Origin of the sequence: Kocuria marina, from assembly GCF_000786655.1 — a bacterium.
Taxonomy (GTDB): domain Bacteria; phylum Actinomycetota; class Actinomycetes; order Actinomycetales; family Micrococcaceae; genus Kocuria; species Kocuria marina_A.
In genome coordinates this window covers 88,849-104,847 of the sequence record NZ_JROM01000011.1, presented here as the reverse complement: position 1 = coordinate 104,847, position 15,999 = coordinate 88,849, and the positions used below count along the sequence as shown (strand labels likewise).

The following is a 15,999-nucleotide window of genomic DNA, read 5'->3' as shown; positions in this document are numbered from 1 at the left end:
CCGGGGTAGGCGGACGAGGGCGGCGGTGGTGGGCGTCACCGTTAGAATTGGTTGGTACGTGCCCCGCGCGTACTCCTCAACCGTTGTCGTGCCGAATGGGTGCAAGCCCGGGCAGGAGTAGCCAGCTATGCCAGCAATCGTGATCGTCGGAGCCCAGTGGGGCGATGAGGGCAAGGGCAAGGCCACGGATCTCCTGGGCGGCCGGGTTGACTACGTGGTCAAACCCAACGGCGGTAACAACGCCGGGCACACCGTGGTGGTGGGCGGTGAGAAGTTCGAGCTCAAGCTCCTTCCCGCGGGCATCCTCAGCCCCAACGCGACCTCGGTGATCGGCAACGGTGTGGTCATCAACCCGCAGGCCCTGTTCGAGGAGATCGACGGCCTCGAAGCCCGCGGAGCGGACACCTCCCACCTGCGCATATCCGCCAACGCCCACCTGGTGGCCCCGTACCACCAGACCCTCGACCAGGTCACCGAGCGGTTCCTGGGCAAGCGGGCCATCGGCACCACAGGCCGCGGCATTGGGCCCACCTACATGGACAAGGTGGGTCGCCTGGGCATCCGCGTGCAGGACGTGCTGGACGAGTCAATTCTGCGGCAGAAGATTGAGGGCGCCCTGCGCCAGAAGAACGAGCTGCTGGTCAAGCTGTACAACCGCCGCGCGTTCGAGGTGGACGAGATCGTGGAGTACTTCATGGGCTTCGCGGACCGCCTGGAACCCATGATCGTGGACTCCACCCGCCTGCTCAACGAAGCGCTCGACCGTGAGGAAGTGGTGCTCATGGAGGGTGGCCAGGCCACGTTCCTGGACGTGGACCACGGCACCTACCCGTTCGTGACCTCGTCCAACCCCACCGCCGGCGGCGCGTCCGTCGGTTCGGGTATCGGCCCCACGCGCATCACCCGCGTGATCGGTATCCAGAAGGCGTACACCACGCGCGTGGGTGCCGGTCCGTTCCCCACCGAGCTCTTCGACGAGATGGGCGAGCAGCTGCGCAAGACCGGCGGCGAGTTCGGCGTGAACACCGGCCGTCCGCGCCGCACCGGCTGGTACGACGCCGTTATGGCCCGCCAGGCCTCACGCATCAACGGCTTCACGGACCTGTTCATCACCAAGCTGGACGTTCTCACCGGCCTCAAGGAGATCCCGGTGTGCGTCGCCTACGACGTGGACGGTCAGCGTTTCGATGAAATGCCCATGACCCAGTCCGACTTCCACCATGCCGAGCCCATTTACGAGAACTTCCCGGGCTGGGAAGAGGACATCACCGGTGCCCGCAGCTTGGACGACCTCCCGGCCAACGCCCGCGCGTACATCAATGCGCTCGAGGGCATATCCGGTTGCCGGATCTCCGCGATCGGCGTGGGCCCCGACCGCGAGGACACCATTGTGGTTCGGGACCTGATCGACTAGACCTTCCGGACTGTTCCACACAATTTTCCGACGGGTGCAACTTTTCCACCGCGGGGCCAGTAGTACCGAGTGTGACCGACAACACGTCGCCACGCTCGGTACGCCCGGTCCCCGGGCTTGGGAAAGGAACCCACAATGCGTAAATCACTTCCGGCAGCCGTGACGGCGGCCATGAGTCTGGTCCTGGTTGCGGGTGCTGCGCCGGCTTTCGCGCAAAGCCCGGCGCAAGAGACGAACACCGCGTCACTGTCGGTGCTGCATGCCGTGCCTGATACGCCGGTGGACGTGTATGTCAACGGTGAGCTCACTCTGGACGACTTTGCACCGGGGCAACTGGCGGGGCCCCTTGAGCTACCCGCCGGTGACATCGAAGTGGTCATCACCGCCAGCGACGCGCAGGACGCATCGTCACCCGTCATCGGACCCGTGGACCTCACCTTGGGCGCGGGCACCATGAATACGGCGGTGGCCCACCTGGATGCTGAAGGCGCCCCCACGGCAACCGCGTTCGTGGACGATACCTCCGGTCTGGAGGCCGGCCAGGGCCGCGTGACGGTTCGCCATGTCGCGGCCGCCCCGGCGGTCGATGTGTGGGCCAACGGCGAGGTTGCGGTGCAGAGCCTGACCAACCCCAATGAAGAGAGCCTGGAGGTGCCTGCGGGCCAGGTCCAAGCGGCGGTGTCCCTGGCCGGTGAAACCGACCCGGTCCTGGGGCCCCAGGACCTAGCCGTCATGGAAGGTGCAAACACGATTGTCTACGCGTGGGGTTCGGCCGCGGACGGCAACCTGGCACTGGCGACCCAGACCGTGCAGGGGATGCATTCGGCTCCGGGCGGGGTGCCCACCGGTGACACTCAGTTGCCCGCCGATTCTCAGGGCGTTTGGTACGTACTGGGGGCGGGTGTCCTGGCACTGGGGGCGGGGGCGGCATTCATGCTCCAGCGCCGCCGGGCTCGGACGAATGTCTAGAGGTGCCCATCGGGGATCCAGTCCCCTCCGGTTCGGCAGGGCCGGGCACCGCATGTTCCTGGTCCTGCCGTTAGCCGGTCTTTTCTTGTATCTGTTCTGCGTGGGAGAGGGCGTGGTACAAGAGCCGATCGATGGCCGAGCCGCGGTGCTCGGCGTGGCCGAGACCCCAGGATCCGAGTCGGGCGCAAGCACGCAGCCCCGCGTGGTCGTCCCACATTCGGATGAGGTGCCGGTCGTGACTGCCACGCCCGGAGCCGTTGTGGAAGTGCCTCCCGTCAGCCTGAACTACCCGTCCTTGGGAATCGACATGCCCGTGGTTCCCACGGGGGTGACCGAGGACGGCCAAATGGAAATCCCCGGGGACGCGGCGACCGCGGGATGGTATCGATACGGAAAAGCTCCGGCGGATGCGGTCGGTCATACTGTCATTGCGGCGCACAACGGTTCACCGGCCACCCCGGTGGGGCCCTTGAACGCAATCGGTGACTCGCGTGCAGGTGACGAGATCAGGGTGGCGGACCGGGCCGGTCATGAGTACACCTATCGAGTCATATCGGTGGAACATGTGAACAAGAACGTGTTGAACCTGGAGCCCTATTTTTCCCGGGACGCAGCGCCCCGTCTGGTTCTGGTGACCTGCGGTGGCGAGTGGGTGCCCGAAGCGAACACGTATTCCGATAATGTGATTGTCATTGCCGAACCTTCGACGTGAGGGAGAGAGCACTGGATCACCAGCATGTAGCGCGTCTCTTCGTCGCGGGCGCGCCCGAGTCCTTGCGGTTCGTCTACGAGGCCCACTCGACGCTGATTTTCTCCCTGTGTCTCAAGGCCCTGGGTAACTATCATGATGCGGAAGATTGCACGCAGCAGGTGTTCACCCGAGCATGGAAGTCTCGGGCCACGTATGATCCGCAACGCGCCATGGGGGCGTGGCTGACGGGAATCACACGCAGGGTCGTTGCCGACTTCTACGCGGCGAAGGACAAGCAAAGCAAGGTGGTGGAGGCGACAGGAACGAATACACCGGCAGCCGGGAACGGGCTGTCCGATGATGTGATTCAACGTGTCATGGTGCATCACTCGCTCACCCAGTTGGGACCGCCGCAGGACCGAATCCTGGCCATGGTCTATATCCAGGACATGTCCCAGCGGGACGTCTCCGAAAAGCTCGGGATTCCCTTGGGAACGGTCAAGTCACACATTTATCGGGGCCTGGCCACGTTGCGACGTCTGTGGGAGGTGCATGATGGCTGACAGCTCACATCACCTCACGGATCAGCAACTGGCAGAAATCGCCGTGGAAGGTTCCACGGCCGATCCCCGCGACATGGAGCATCTGGCGGAGTGCGCCCCATGCCGGGCCGGCGTGGCGGATCTGAGGCGGGTGACGGGGTTGTTATCCGAACCCGTGGAGATCCTCGCGCCGCCGGACTCGCTATGGAGCAGGGTCGAAGATTCGATGCGGGAATCAACCGCCGAACGAGCCTCGGCACCCCGGGCTAACGGGAGACACGCGGCCCGTCGTCGGAAAGCTACCTGGGGAGCCGCCCTGGCCGGTTTGGCCGTTGGAACGTTACTGGGTGGCGCTGCCGTGACGGCAACCAGCAACCTCCGCGACACCCCGGACCAAGCTCCGACCTCCAGCCTGGTGACCGTGGGGACCGCCGATTTGGAACCCATAGGCGGGACCACCCTGCACGGGGAGGCCGTGATGGAACGGGATCAGGAGGGGAACCTCACACTTAACGTGGACGTTTCCGAGCTGGCCGACGACGGCTATTTGGAAGTGTGGCTACGTGATGAGAACGCAACACGGTTGGTGTCCTTGGGGGCTGTGACCTCGCGGTCCACCACGGTGGACGTGCCGGAGGGGCTCGACCTTGACGAGTTTCCCGTTGTCGATGTTTCTCACGAACATTTCGACGGCGACCCCACCCACAGCAGCGAGACGCTCCTGGCCGGCACCATGGAGTCCAAGGGCGCCTAGGTCTGCCGGGGGTGCAACGAGTCGTGCCGACGTCTCCGCAGGACCTGGGGCGACGTCGTTGCATTGAGGCCGATCACCTGTTAATGGATCGGGTCCGGTAAGATCGCCAATTGTCATTCTCGTTCAGCTCCAATCCCCCCTGTGGAGCCACCCCCGGAACGTGTAGCGCCAAAAGAGAGGCACGTCCGTGTATAACAAAACCGCTCCGGCTGAGAGCGTTCACACCGAGGGTCAGGGGTTGCGCCGCAGCTTGCAAACTCGGCACATGACAATGATCGCCATGGGTGGCGCGATTGGTACAGGCCTATTCGTGGCCTCCGGTAACTCGATTGCCACCGCTGGGCCCGGTGGCGCATTGGTCGCTTACATCGCGATCGGCCTAATGGTGTACCTGCTGATGCAGTCCCTGGGAGAGATGTCTGCATGGCGACCCACGGCCGGTTCGTTCGGCGATCACGCCGCGAACTACGTCTCGCCGTCCTTCGGCTTTGCCATCGGGTGGAACTACTGGTTCAACTGGGCAATCACCCTGGCCGCGGAACTCGTGGCCGCAGCCCTGGTGATGCGCTATTGGTTCCCGGACGTTCCGTCGTGGATCTGGTCCGCGTTGTTCCTGCTGACGGTTTTTGGGCTGAATGCGTTGTCCACGCGCGCCTACGGTGAGGGAGAGTTCTGGTTGGCCGCCATCAAGGTGGCCGCCGTGGTCGTGTTCTTGGGGCTGGGCGTTCTGATGATCTCCGGGATCATGGGCGGTGAACCGTCCGGTTTCGGCAACTGGACCACGGGCGAGGCGCCGTTCGTCGGCGGGCCCATCACCATTCTGGCCATCTTCATGGTTGCGGGTTTCTCGTTCCAGGGCACCGAACTGGTGGGTGTCGCCGCCGGTGAGGCCAAGGACCCGGAGCGCACGGTTCCCAAGGCCATCCGCACCGTGTTCTTGCGTATCCTGCTGTTCTACGTGGGTGCCATTGCCGTGATCGGATTCCTGCTGCCCTACACGCACCCGAACCTGCTCGCCTCGGATATCGAGGACATCGCGATCTCACCCTTCACCCTGGTGCTCGAGAACGCCGGTGTGGCCTTCGCCTCCTCGATCATGAACGCGGTGATCCTCACGGCGATCCTGTCCGCCGGCAACTCCGGTCTGTATGCCTCCACGCGTATGTTGTGGTCGCTGGCCATGGACGGCAAGGCACCCAAGTTCCTGCGCAAGCTCAACAACCGAGGCATCCCCATGCGCGCACTGGTGGCCACCTCTGCCTTCGGCCTGTTGGCCTTCGGCACCACCTGGTTCGGCGACGGCGCCGTGTACACCTGGTTGATCAACGCCTCCGCGCTGGCCGGGTTCATCGTGTGGGCCGGCATCGCCTGGACGCACTACAAGTTCCGTCAGGCGTTCAAGGCGCAAGGCCGCTCGGTCGAGGAATTGCCGTTCCGCGCCAAGTTCTTCCCCGCGGGGCCGATCATTGCGCTGGCCATGTGCTTGTTGGTGATTGTGGGTCAGAGCTACGAGGCGTTCATCAATGACACCGTCACACCGCTGTCCTTGCTCACCTCGTACATTGGCTTGCCGCTGTTCCTGGTGTTCTGGTTCGGTCACAAGTTTGCGACCAAGTCCCACGCCGTGGATCCGGCTCAGGCTGACCTCTCCCGGAATCCGCAGATCGTAGATCGCAGTGGTGACCTGGTCTAGAACACCACCACGGTGATCAGGCCCAGGACACCCAGGGCCACCACCGCGGTGGACGTGACCACCACGGACGCCGCGTCCGGTGCCACGTGTTCGTTGCTGATTCCCACGGAGCCGCGCCGGTATCGTGCGCGCTGAGTCATGTAAATGCCGATGGCGGTACATGCGGCCAGGCCGAACAGGGCCAGCACGAATGGGCCGTGCGTGGGCAGCCACCGCAGGAAAATAGCAGCCGCGGTACACAGGGCCAGCATGGTGCGCCCCCAGGACAGCACCGTGCGTTCGGGCTGTAGCCCCGGGTCCTCGTGGAAGCGTTCCGCGGGGCGTGCCATGGCTCAGCGGGTCAGAACGACAACCACGAGCACGCCGGAGGCAATGGCCCCGCCCACGGCCACCAGTGGCGCAATGATCGGAAGCGGCAAGGGTGCCTTGTGACGCATGGACCGTTCCACCCCGAGCCAGCGGAAGGCCGCGCCCGCGCTCAACACCATGCCCAGGAGCAACAGCACCGTGGCCAGGAATTTCCGGATGGCCAGGTCGAAGATGTCACCGGTGAACGCTTCGATGGCAATGCCGCCGGCCAGGAACGCCAGGGAGGTGCGGATCCACGCGAGGAACGTTCGCTCGTTGGCCAGGGTGAAACGGGGGTCCGGTTCCGTCCCGCCGCGCAGGACACGGTGGCTGATCGATCCACGACGCCGCTCGGCCGGGTCTTCGGGGTGGCTCACGGTTCTCCTTCGGCTGGGCTCTCCGTACACGCCTCTCGGCGGGGAAGCAGGGTCCTGAGGTGATGGTATGCGCTGTGGGACGGGAAGCGGTGTCGTGGGCAGGGATCGCACCCTTGTCCGCTCGTGCCGTGCACGAGAAGATGGTCGCACTCGCAGACCACCGGCGTAGGGAGAACAGGTCATGAGCACGAGCAACCACCCGGGCAGTGGCACCTCGCCCCGCGACGAAGCATCCCGATACCCGGGGACCGAGTACCACCGCGATGCGCAGCCCCTGTCCGTGCCGGCCGATACCCACCGTCCCTACGCGCAGCCCGAGGGACAGTGGCACTACGTCCCCGCCGGCCCGGAGGACGCGCAGCGCCAACAGCAAGCGGCCTCCAGCTCGGAGACCTCACTCGTGCTGGGCATCCTGGGGGTCACCGTCCTGCCGATCCTCGCGCCGTTCGCCCTGTGGCAGGCCACGAAGGCGGAGAAACTCGGCGGCAGGGCGACCGCGGGCAAGGTCCTGGGTTGGGTCGGTCTGGTGCTGCTGATCCTGATGGTGCTGTGGTTCGTGTTCTTCTTCGCGATCTGGGGATTCGCGATGAACGAGTTCATGCAGCAATCCCGTTCGAGCGTCTGAGACGCGCAGGAGCCCCGCCGGTCCGACCGGCGGGACTCCTGTCCGCATACGGGGGACGCGCTACCAGATGGCCACGCGTTCCTCCTCCGGCAACCACATGCCGTCCGAGTCCTGGACGTCGAACGCCTCGTAGAACGCATCCACGTTGCGCGGGGTCTGGGCGGCACGGAACTCGGCAGGGGAGTGCGGGTCCGTGGCGATGCGCGTCTTCAGCGCCTCGTCCCGTGACTTCTCCTGCCACACGTAGGCCCAGGAGACGAACAGCCGCTGCGCGGGGGTGTACCCGTCGATGCTCTCGGCGTCCGGTTGGTCTTTCTTCTCCTGCGCGGTCCTCCATGCCTTGTAGGCGATGGACAGCCCGCCCAGATCACCGATGTTCTCACCCAGGGTGAGTTCGCCGTTGACGTGCGGAGCGGCGTCGTCGTCCGCGAACTGCGCGGGGGACAGCGCCGCGTACTGGCCCACGAGACGGGCCGTGCGCTGCTCGAACGCCGTGCGGTCCTCGTCCGTCCACCAGTTGCGCAGCTTGCCCTCGCCGTCGCACGTGGAACCCTTGTCGTCGAAACCATGTCCGATCTCGTGACCGATCACCGAGCCGATGGCCCCGTAGTTCACGGCGTCGTCCGCGTCCTCGTTGAAGAACGGGGGCTGCAGGATGGCCGCGGGGAACACGATCTCGTTGCGCAGCGGGTGGTAGTACGCGTTGACCGTCTGCGGGGTCATGAGCCACTCGTGCTTCTCCACCGGCTTGCCGGCCTTGCGCGCGAGCTCGGCCACCCCGAACTGGGCGGTGCGCACCACGTTGCCCACGAGGTCGTCCCCGCGCACGAGCAGGCCCGAGTAGTCCTTCCATTTCTCCGGGTAGCCGATCTTGGGGGTGAACCCGGAGAGCTTCTTGAGCGCCTCCGCGCGGGTGTCCTCGGTCATCCAGTCCAGGTGCTCGATCGAGTCGCGGTACGCCTCCAGCAGGTTCGCCACGAGTTCGTCCATGCGCGCCTTGGCGGACGGCGGGAAGTTCTCCGCGACGTACAGTTCACCCACGGCCTCGCCCAGCGCGCCGTTGACCAGGCCGACGCCGCGCTTCCACCGTTCGCGCAACTGCGGCGTCCCGGAGAGCACCGTCCCGTAGAAGGAGAAGTTCTGGTCCACGAACGCCTGGGGCAGGTACGCGGCGCGGGCGGAGACCACGTGCCAGCGGGCCCACGACTTCCACGCGTCCAGCAGGTCGTCGGTGAGCAGCTCGTCCAGGCCCGTGAAAAAGCTGGGCTGGGCGTTGATCACGGTGCTCAGGTGCTCCGGGGTGAGCCCCACACCCTCGAGCACGGCGTCCCAGTCCAGGCGGGACACCTGCCCCGTGAGCTCGGCGAAGTCCATGGGGTTGTACATCTTGGTGAGGTCCCGCACCGTGACCTTGTCCCAGTGCTGCGCGGCGATGCGCGTCTCCAGGTCCATGACCGCCTGCGCTTGCGCCGCGGCGTCCTCGAACCCGGCCAGCTCGAGCATCCTCTGGACGTGCGCCACGTACTTCTCGCGGATCTCGGTGTACTGGTCCTCGCGGTAGTACTCCTCGTCCGGCAGCCCCAACCCGGACTGACCCACGAACACGAGGTTGCGCTGCGGGTCCCCGGGATCCGAGTCCAGGTCGATGTCCAGTGCCGCACCGATCCCCCGGCGCATGGCCGTGCCGAACCACCGGGACAGCGCCCGCGTGGAGTCGATCGCGGCCACGGCTTCGAGGTCCTCGCGCAGCGGCTCGGTACCGAGCTCCTCGATCCGGTCCGTGTCCATGAAGGACGCGTACAGCAGCGCGATCTTGGTCTCCGCACTCTGTTCCGCCGGGTCCGACGCCGCTGCGTCGCCGTCCGCGCTCGCGCCCGTGATGATCTCGCGCACCGCCTGCTCGGCCTGGTCCCGCAACTCGATGAACGCCCCGGTGCTGGCCTTGTCGTCCGGGATCCGGGCCTCTTCCAGCCACGAACCGTTCACGTGGCGGAAGAGGTCGTCCTGGGGGCGGACCGAGCGGTCGAAGGCGTCGAGGTCGAAGACGGAAGAAGTCATGGCCCCACGGTACTGAGCGGCGGTGGGGTGGGTCACACCGGGGCCCGGGCTGTTCCCGCAGGGCGGAACCGGGCGACGTCGTACCCGTGGGGGCGGGCGATCAGTCATGTGCAGAACATCTGAGGCCCGGAAATGCCATCCGAACCCGCCACCACCGGCCTTTTTGGGACTCAGATGCACCGGCCGGATTGGCAGCCCCCGGTACGCCGTATCGCAATGATGACCTAAATGGGCGCTATCCGTGAGTATCTACAGGAACTGGCGGTAACTACGAACGCAGTGGCGAGCGATTTGCCCCACCACCGTGTTGGACAGAGGAATGGTCCGCTCCCTGCGGGCCGATTGTGTCAGGACCGCGACGGCGATAGGCGGTTCGTCGGGGTGGGAAATGACCCCAGCCTCATGGCTGAGCGCCGCCAAAGACCCAGTCTTGGCTGCGATCTGGACACCCGGGTACGTGAAGACTTCAGCGAAACGGTGTCCCCATGCTTGTTGTCCCAGTACATGCCGCATGAACGAGCACTGGGAGGGAGTGGCTGCGTGGTCCTCCCAGATGAACGAAAGGAGATCTACGAGATCGGAGGTCGTGGTACTCGATACCAGCAGGGGGTCGTATTCCCGGGGATCGGGCAGAAGGTAGGGATCCAGATTTTCGGCGTCACGGCCAACCTCGGCCGTGTGCAGATCGGTTGCGGGTAGGTAGGGCCGGATATCGGTTTGCAGCAGCCCGAGACGTCTCAGAGTGTGTGCCACACGATCGCGACCCACGGCGCATAGCACCGCGTTTCCAGCCGTATTGTCCGAGATGGTCATCATCAATCGGACCAGGTCTCGCCACGACATGCACACGGGGTCCAGGCATATCGACAACCCCGTGGGCCCGGGAACGCGGGTCTCAGGCACCAGTTCGACCGGTGCAGCCGGGTCGATGAGGCCATCGTCCACAGCCTGACAGAAGGCCGCCATGACAACGAGCTTGTACAGGGAGGCCATTGGAAACCTGACCCCAGCCCGGTAATTGAAGGAAGGTAGCCGATCAGAACCGATGACCCGTACTGACACCGCCCCGGTCATGTCCGCAGCATGCAGCATTGTCGCGACGTCGTCGTGAAGTTCCTTCAGGGCGGCCTCGGCGGATAACCGGTTCCACAGTTCACCTGTCATGGTCTGCCCGTCCGTGCCAGGCACTCGTGGAGCATCGTCGCCACATGGATTGCGCTGGACGCGGCATCGGGATGATGGAGTACTCGCAACCTCAGAGGTAAAAGCCCGCTCGCGAGGGGGGAAGCGGGCAGATTGGGGGTTCCGGAGGGGACGAGTACGGTTGCCGCGGCGCAGGTGATTTCTGCGGCAATTCGCAATGGGTCCGCCACTTCCCGCAACTGGGTCACGATCCCCGCTGATTCCAGTTCTGCAGACAGGACATCGAAGGCTGCAGGCCCATCTGCGCGAGGCGGAGCCAGGAGTACGGCGCCGACGGCACGACGTAATCCGGCTTTGTTCAGAGTTTCGTGCATCGCCAGCCCAGGGGCCAGTGACTGCGGGACAGCCACCACAGGCCACGCCTCCAACTCATCTGTGATGATCGGCGCAGTCACGATTCCCACTGTTGCTGGATTCTCACGTACGGCACGAACGATGTCGGTCGAGGCGGCTCCGGCCCACTCCGCGGGTGGGAAATCTGGAGGGGGCGACAAGAGTGCGGCGCTGACCCAGCTCGGTGGCAGGGTCCGGGGCAAGAGCACGTTTACGCGGTGCTGCGCCTGTTCGAGGTCCTGGTGAAGCGTCATCACTAGCTGCTGAGCATCTAAGAGACTCTGCGCTCTTGGTAGGAAGGCCCGCCCTGCGGGGCTCAAAGAAACCCCACGGGCATGCCGAATGAACAACTCCGTTCCCACAGCCGCTTCCAGCTTCTTGATGGTCTGTGAGAGGGGAGGTTGCGCGATGCCCAATATTTCGGCCGCACGGCTCACATGACCGGTCTCTGCAACGACGATAAAATACTCGACCCATCGCAAAAGATTGCCATGCCGGTCAGTCTTCATAGGCGCCAGTGTATGTCAAGCGGGATTCAAAAGTCTTGGACGTATCGAAGAGTCGACTTCTACGCTGACAAAGTTCGTATCAAGGGAGGACGTCATGCGTGAGAACCGACATTGCCCTCATTCGTCTCGATGGCTCGGGGTGGGCGCGTGCGCGCTCCTGTTGTTGAGCGGATGCTCGCCGAGTGTCGAAGAGCGCCCGCAGGATGTGATCTCCGGCCTGGCTGCGGGGCTGAGTAGAGCCGATGTATCTCAAATCGGCTTTTCCAATGGCGCAGGGCCGGAAATCCAAGCCGCTCTCGAGAAGGCGTATGCAATGACCGGCGGTATTGAACCCCAGGTGCGGGCCACCGAGGTCGAGGCTGAGGACGACGTCGCTAGAGGCGAGCTCGCGTGGTCATGGGACTTGCCAGCGACCGACCAGGACTGGAGCTATTCGACCTCGGTCGAATTGCGCCGAACAGACAACGGGTGGCAACCGACCTGGGCCCCCACGATGGTGGAGCCAGGCCTCTCCGAAACCGAAGCACTCCGTATCCGCACCGTGCAGCCCCAGCGTGGAGCCATAACGGGTGCCCAAGGCGTGGCACTGGCTTCGGAACAACCCATCCACCGCGTCGGCCTTGATATGGGTGCCTTGCAGCCGGAACAACGTGTGCGTTCTGCCAAAGCATTGGCCGAGGCGGTGGACATTGACTCCGAGCCTTTACTGAAGGAGATCACAGCGGCAGGAGACAAGGTATGGGTCGAGGCAATCGCCCTGCGCGAGACGGACTTCCGGATGTTGGATGCAGAGAAGATGCAAAACATTCCCGGGCTTCTGGTGAAGGACGATACCCGTGTCCTGGCTCGTACCAAGGGCTTCGCCGCCGAAATCCTCGGAACGGTCGTAGAGGCTACAGCCGAGGATCTGGAGAAGTCCGACGGCGAGTTGATGCAAGGAGCCCAGATTGGCCGTGGAGGTCTCCAAGAGCAGTTCGATGACACCTTACGCGGCGAGCCGGGCGTGGTTGTGGATCGGGTTGGTTTGCACTCCGATGGCAGCGTGGACATTCGTCGAATTCACCAGCTAGTGGCGCACGCCCCGGTGCCTGGCGCGGAGCTGCGAACCACCCTCGACGTGCGGTTGCAGGAGGCTGCGCAGGAAGCTTTGAATGGCGTGAAATCGCCGTCATCGGTGGTAATGCTGCGGCCCTCCGATGGTGCTGTGCTCGCGGTTGCCAATGGGACGGGATCCAAGGGATACCCGACAGCCACACTCGGGCAGTATGCTCCTGGATCCACATTCAAAGTTGTGACCTCCCTGGCTATGTTGCGTGCTGGCGATACCCCGGACACTGTCGTCGATTGCCCTCACACGTTCACGGCGGTTGGGACCAGCGTGGCGAACTTTTCCGGGTACCCAAAGGAATTCGAAGGTAAAGTTCCGTTGCGTCACGCCGTCGCTCATTCATGCAATACGGTCTTCGCTGCCCAGTATGAACGCATCGATCAACAGTCCCTTGCCGAGGCTGCGCAGGCCCTGGGGATTGGCGTTCCTATGGAGCCCGGTGTCCCAGCGTTTCCAGGGCATGTCCCGGGGGACGAACCGGCAGGTGAACACGTTGCGGCCATGTTCGGGCAGGGAAGAACTCTCGTCTCCCCCCTCGGAATGGCCCGGGTCCAGGCCAGCATTCAAGCAGGCCACGTTGTCGATCCCACGCTTACGGCTGCTGGGCCCGAGGCGGCGAAAGCCCCGGCCAAGCCCCTGACGGATGACGAAGCGCAAAACGTGAGAATTCTCATGCGCGAGGTCGTTGCCACGGGTCATCTCAAAGATCTGGGGTCGCTCATCCCGGACACTGCCATCGGAAAAACGGGAACGGCCGAGTACGGGAACGAAAATCCACCGCGGACCCACTCATGGGTCATCGCAGGGCACGAGGACCTTGCAGCCGCCGTCTTCGTCGAGGACGGTAACCTTGGGTCCATCACGGGCACGCCCATCATGCGTCATGTTCTCGAGGCCGCTCAGTGATCTGCGTGTATAAACCCAGATCCGGTGCGCAGATCCAGCCCCTGGACGATCGAAGGTACGTTTCACTGAGTCCTACTGAATCCCGGCCAGGGGCGCTGGCAGGAAACAGGGCCGGGAAGACATGAGACTTCACGTGCGACTGATGGCTGGAATCTGCTCGGTAGCCTGTGCGGTTCTGTTCACCGTGAGTGGTTGCTCCGATTTCTCGTCTTCCCGTGACCTGCGGGATTTTGATCCCCTGGTGGCGCAATGGGAGCGAGAGCTCGCCGGCCGTGACCTGAGCTCAACGGTCAGCCTTGCTGCGGCTCTGGACGCCCCTATGCCGCGAATGGCCGCCGACCTCGCGCATTCGGGTGCGTTCGCATACCAGGTGCTGAGCCACGACGAACCGACCGTGGCTATGTGGGGGTTCATGGGCGGAGCTGAGCCTTTGGGCCCGGAGGACCGCTGGGTGCATGCGTGCGCGATCGTCCGCATTGAGAATGCCCACTTCGCACCCGTTCTTGTCAAGTGTCCTCGGGACATGGCAGAAGCACCCCCAATAGACGCTTTGCCGCAGGGTGACCCCGTTGCCGAGGTGCCTTGGGCTCCTTCTGGGTCCGCCGATCTCAGCCACGCATGTGAGGCGAGTCAGGTCGAAATGGTGGTGGACCAGTTCACGTCGATGGGCCCACATGACGAAGCTCGGCTTTCGGCGCGCAATACCGGTGATCTCTCTTGCGACATCATTGGAACCCCTGGGTTGAGGATCCATGCTGGGGGGCACCCCCGGGTCGTGTCCCCTGGCGGCGGGTCTCAGGTGACCCGGCTGCTCCCGGGGCAGTCGACGCAAGCCAGGCTGCGATGGAGGCCTACGGCCACGGTGGACGACCCCCACCAATTCCTCGAAGCAACCCTCGGCCGCTCCGACCCGATCTTCGTGCAGTTCGGATACGGCGCCACGGGAGGGCCATTTCGATTAAGCGCAGGTGACATGACTGTATCCACTTGGAGCGCCCCGCTCTGGTCTGCTTCTCGCGGTGATGAGGGCACCGTGACAACTGTGGCGCCCACATGTGATGCCGGAAGAGTAACCGCAGTGTTGGAACCATCCGAAAGCGGATCGAATGTGGATTCCGAAACCGCCTGGAAAGCTGTCCTGCGGATCAACAATCCGAGCTACCTCCCGTGTCGGGTGAATCGGGTGACTATGGCCAGCGTGAACCCTTCTCGGCACCTATTCTCCCTGGGAATACGAGAAACGTTTGTGCCTGTCGGGGGTGAGATCCGGATACTCATTGGCTGGAACACCGAAGCGGAAGGGCCTGCACTAGAGGAACTAATGGTCGATTTTGCTGGGCGTACAGGCAGGATCCCCGTAAGGCAGGCGAAGGCGTCCATTCCTGCGGGGGCTACCCAGTTCTCGGTGACGGGGTAACCCTTCCAGCCGCGATCGAGAGGACGATCAGAGGATTGTTGATCAAACGGGTAAACCCTTCACGGGAAACCGAACATGTGTCGACGAGGAGCATTTGTCACGGTCGGTCTTCCTCTTCCTCCTCGGACGACGCGTCCGAGATCCTCTCGCCACGGCGCTCGGCCATGAGCAGTTCCCACGTGCGGATGAGGCGGGGGATGGAGATGATCACCAGGCCGCCGATCATGTTCAGCGGGATGACCCACGCGAACCACACGAACCAGTCCAGGTAGGAGTAGTCCCAACCGGCGTGCATGGCCCCGAAGATCACGATGGAGTTCAGCGCCCCGTGGAGCATGCCCAGGCCCACGACCAACAGACCGCCGATCAGGGAGATCACCGCGGTCATCATGTCGTTGTTCGTACCCTGCTGCATGCGGGTCATGAGGGTGATGGTGGAACCGGCCAGCAGGGCCAGGCACACGGTCTCCAGCCCGATCCCGTCCGCGACGTACCCCGAGGCGACCTCCACCAGGGAGTCCGTGAAGTCGGGGAACGCCGCCACGACCACCCACATGAACACCCAACCACCCACGAGGTTGGCCAGCAGGGTCACACCCCACAGCCGCACGAGTGACCACCACGTCCCGTGACCCGCGACCACCGCATTGATGGGGAGCAGGAAGTCCTCGGTGAACAACTCGGAATGGGCCAGGCGCAACGCGAGCAGCCCCACGCCGAACGCGATGCCCGCCAGCAGTTTGGAGTCGGTGACATCCATGACCGCGAGCATGGCCATGATGCCCAGGCCCACGTCGATCCCGCCGAAAAGGCCGGTGATGATCAACGCCCGCCACGTGCGGTGCAGCCGATCCGTGCCTTCCTGGACGGTGTTCTGGAACTCCTCGACCAGTTCGTCCTCGAGGGGCTGATCGGTGCGTCCGGAGGAACGCCGTTTGGACTCGCTGTCACGCGCTGTGGGCATGGGCCTCAGCGTAGGCCACGCGGGAAGCCATCATGGGGAACATCTGTGCTGCAGAAAGACGATTTTCGCCGCCCCGAACGGTCTTATC

At 64.2% G+C, this 15,999-nt stretch carries 15 protein-coding genes; 9 read left to right on the top strand and 6 right to left on the bottom strand.

What is annotated here, in order from left to right; genetic code table 11:
- The first annotated feature begins 127 nt into the window (after nucleotides 1-127).
- The 6 genes from AS25_RS02160 (at nucleotide 128) to AS25_RS02135 (ending at nucleotide 6,063) form a co-directional block, all read left to right on the top strand.
- Complete coding sequence (locus AS25_RS02160) at nucleotides 128-1,414, top strand: adenylosuccinate synthase (protein ID WP_035960861.1); 1,287 nt, start codon at nucleotides 128-130, stop codon at nucleotides 1,412-1,414.
- Between the two features lie 135 nt (nucleotides 1,415-1,549).
- A complete protein-coding gene (locus tag AS25_RS02155) occupies nucleotides 1,550-2,383 on the top strand; it encodes a DUF4397 domain-containing protein (RefSeq protein WP_035960860.1) in 834 nt (277 codons plus the stop codon).
- Between the two features lie 52 nt (nucleotides 2,384-2,435).
- On the top strand, nucleotides 2,436-3,095 hold the full coding sequence (locus AS25_RS02150) for a class F sortase (RefSeq protein WP_052160632.1): 660 nt from the start codon (nucleotides 2,436-2,438) through the stop codon (nucleotides 3,093-3,095).
- Nucleotides 3,092-3,637 (top strand): RNA polymerase sigma factor, encoded by a 546-nt coding sequence (locus tag AS25_RS02145; protein ID WP_253270436.1) that lies wholly within the window; start codon nucleotides 3,092-3,094, stop codon nucleotides 3,635-3,637. The genes AS25_RS02150 and AS25_RS02145 overlap by 4 nt, the downstream gene beginning before the upstream one ends.
- Nucleotides 3,627-4,370 carry an anti-sigma factor gene (locus AS25_RS14065; protein ID WP_084117957.1) on the top strand — a complete coding sequence of 248 codons (744 nt, stop codon included), beginning with the start codon at nucleotides 3,627-3,629 and terminating at the stop codon, nucleotides 4,368-4,370. The genes AS25_RS02145 and AS25_RS14065 overlap by 11 nt, the downstream gene beginning before the upstream one ends.
- A gap of 265 nt (nucleotides 4,371-4,635) precedes the next feature.
- The gene (locus tag AS25_RS02135; RefSeq protein ID WP_144932003.1) at nucleotides 4,636-6,063 is read left to right on the top strand and encodes an amino acid permease; all 1,428 of its coding nucleotides are present in this window, start codon (nucleotides 4,636-4,638) and stop codon (nucleotides 6,061-6,063) included.
- Here AS25_RS02135 and AS25_RS02130 read toward each other — a convergent pair.
- Together AS25_RS02130 and AS25_RS02125 are read right to left on the bottom strand one after the other, a co-directional pair.
- Nucleotides 6,060-6,392, bottom strand: a complete 333-nt coding sequence (locus AS25_RS02130; RefSeq protein WP_035960857.1) for a DUF202 domain-containing protein — start codon at nucleotides 6,390-6,392, stop codon at nucleotides 6,060-6,062. The two genes, AS25_RS02135 and AS25_RS02130, sit on opposite strands and share 4 nt — an antisense overlap.
- A 3-nt stretch (nucleotides 6,393-6,395) precedes the next feature.
- Entirely contained in the window at nucleotides 6,396-6,788 is a 393-nt protein-coding gene (locus AS25_RS02125; RefSeq protein WP_035960856.1) for a YidH family protein, read from the bottom strand.
- A gap of 181 nt (nucleotides 6,789-6,969) precedes the next feature.
- Here AS25_RS02125 and AS25_RS14980 point away from each other — a divergent pair, with 181 nt between their 5' ends.
- A complete protein-coding gene (locus AS25_RS14980) occupies nucleotides 6,970-7,413 on the top strand; it encodes a DUF4190 domain-containing protein (RefSeq protein ID WP_035960854.1) in 444 nt (147 codons plus the stop codon).
- Nucleotides 7,414-7,473: 60 nt separating this feature from the next.
- On the opposite strand, the gene AS25_RS02115 is transcribed toward AS25_RS14980, so the two are convergent.
- The 3 genes from AS25_RS02115 to AS25_RS14060 form a co-directional block, all read right to left on the bottom strand.
- On the bottom strand, nucleotides 7,474-9,471 hold the full coding sequence (locus tag AS25_RS02115) for a M13 family metallopeptidase (protein ID WP_035960983.1): 1,998 nt from the start codon (nucleotides 9,469-9,471) through the stop codon (nucleotides 7,474-7,476).
- Nucleotides 9,472-9,720: 249 nt separating this feature from the next.
- Complete coding sequence (locus tag AS25_RS02110) at nucleotides 9,721-10,635, bottom strand: serine hydrolase (RefSeq protein ID WP_144932009.1); 915 nt, start codon at nucleotides 10,633-10,635, stop codon at nucleotides 9,721-9,723.
- Nucleotides 10,632-11,516 (bottom strand): LysR family transcriptional regulator, encoded by an 885-nt coding sequence (locus AS25_RS14060; protein ID WP_084117956.1) that lies wholly within the window; start codon nucleotides 11,514-11,516, stop codon nucleotides 10,632-10,634. Before AS25_RS14060 ends, AS25_RS02110 begins: the two co-directional genes overlap by 4 nt.
- A gap of 94 nt (nucleotides 11,517-11,610) precedes the next feature.
- On the opposite strand from AS25_RS14060, the gene AS25_RS02105 reads away from it, so the two are divergent.
- Complete coding sequence (locus tag AS25_RS02105) at nucleotides 11,611-13,530, top strand: penicillin-binding transpeptidase domain-containing protein (RefSeq protein ID WP_084117955.1); 1,920 nt, start codon at nucleotides 11,611-11,613, stop codon at nucleotides 13,528-13,530.
- Between the two features lie 121 nt (nucleotides 13,531-13,651).
- Nucleotides 13,652-14,947 (top strand): DUF4232 domain-containing protein, encoded by a 1,296-nt coding sequence (locus AS25_RS15475; protein ID WP_084117954.1) that lies wholly within the window; start codon nucleotides 13,652-13,654, stop codon nucleotides 14,945-14,947.
- Nucleotides 14,948-15,044: 97 nt separating this feature from the next.
- On the opposite strand, the gene AS25_RS02100 is transcribed toward AS25_RS15475, so the two are convergent.
- A complete protein-coding gene (locus AS25_RS02100; protein WP_035960853.1) occupies nucleotides 15,045-15,911 on the bottom strand; it encodes a formate/nitrite transporter family protein in 867 nt (288 codons plus the stop codon).
- Nucleotides 15,912-15,999 lie beyond the last annotated feature (88 nt).

Excerpts from the sequence above, each read along its gene's own strand:
- AS25_RS14980 (WP_035960854.1), top strand. The coding sequence starts at position 6,970 with ATGAGCACGAGCAACCACCCGGGCAGTGGCACCTCGCCCCGCGACGAA.
- AS25_RS15475 (WP_084117954.1), top strand. The coding sequence starts at position 13,652 with ATGAGACTTCACGTGCGACTGATGGCTGGAATCTGCTCGGTAGCCTGT.
- AS25_RS02160 (WP_035960861.1), top strand. The coding sequence starts at position 128 with ATGCCAGCAATCGTGATCGTCGGAGCCCAGTGGGGCGATGAGGGCAAG.
- AS25_RS02115 (WP_035960983.1), bottom strand. The coding sequence starts at position 9,471 with ATGACTTCTTCCGTCTTCGACCTCGACGCCTTCGACCGCTCGGTCCGC.
- AS25_RS14065 (WP_084117957.1), top strand. The coding sequence starts at position 3,627 with ATGATGGCTGACAGCTCACATCACCTCACGGATCAGCAACTGGCAGAA.
- AS25_RS14060 (WP_084117956.1), bottom strand. The coding sequence starts at position 11,516 with ATGAAGACTGACCGGCATGGCAATCTTTTGCGATGGGTCGAGTATTTT.
- AS25_RS02130 (WP_035960857.1), bottom strand. The coding sequence starts at position 6,392 with ATGGCACGCCCCGCGGAACGCTTCCACGAGGACCCGGGGCTACAGCCC.
- AS25_RS02100 (WP_035960853.1), bottom strand. The coding sequence starts at position 15,911 with ATGCCCACAGCGCGTGACAGCGAGTCCAAACGGCGTTCCTCCGGACGC.
- AS25_RS02155 (WP_035960860.1), top strand. The coding sequence starts at position 1,550 with ATGCGTAAATCACTTCCGGCAGCCGTGACGGCGGCCATGAGTCTGGTC.
- AS25_RS02135 (WP_144932003.1), top strand. The coding sequence starts at position 4,636 with ATGACAATGATCGCCATGGGTGGCGCGATTGGTACAGGCCTATTCGTG.
- AS25_RS02105 (WP_084117955.1), top strand. The coding sequence starts at position 11,611 with ATGCGTGAGAACCGACATTGCCCTCATTCGTCTCGATGGCTCGGGGTG.
- AS25_RS02150 (WP_052160632.1), top strand. The coding sequence starts at position 2,436 with ATGTTCCTGGTCCTGCCGTTAGCCGGTCTTTTCTTGTATCTGTTCTGC.
- AS25_RS02110 (WP_144932009.1), bottom strand. The coding sequence starts at position 10,635 with ATGACAGGTGAACTGTGGAACCGGTTATCCGCCGAGGCCGCCCTGAAG.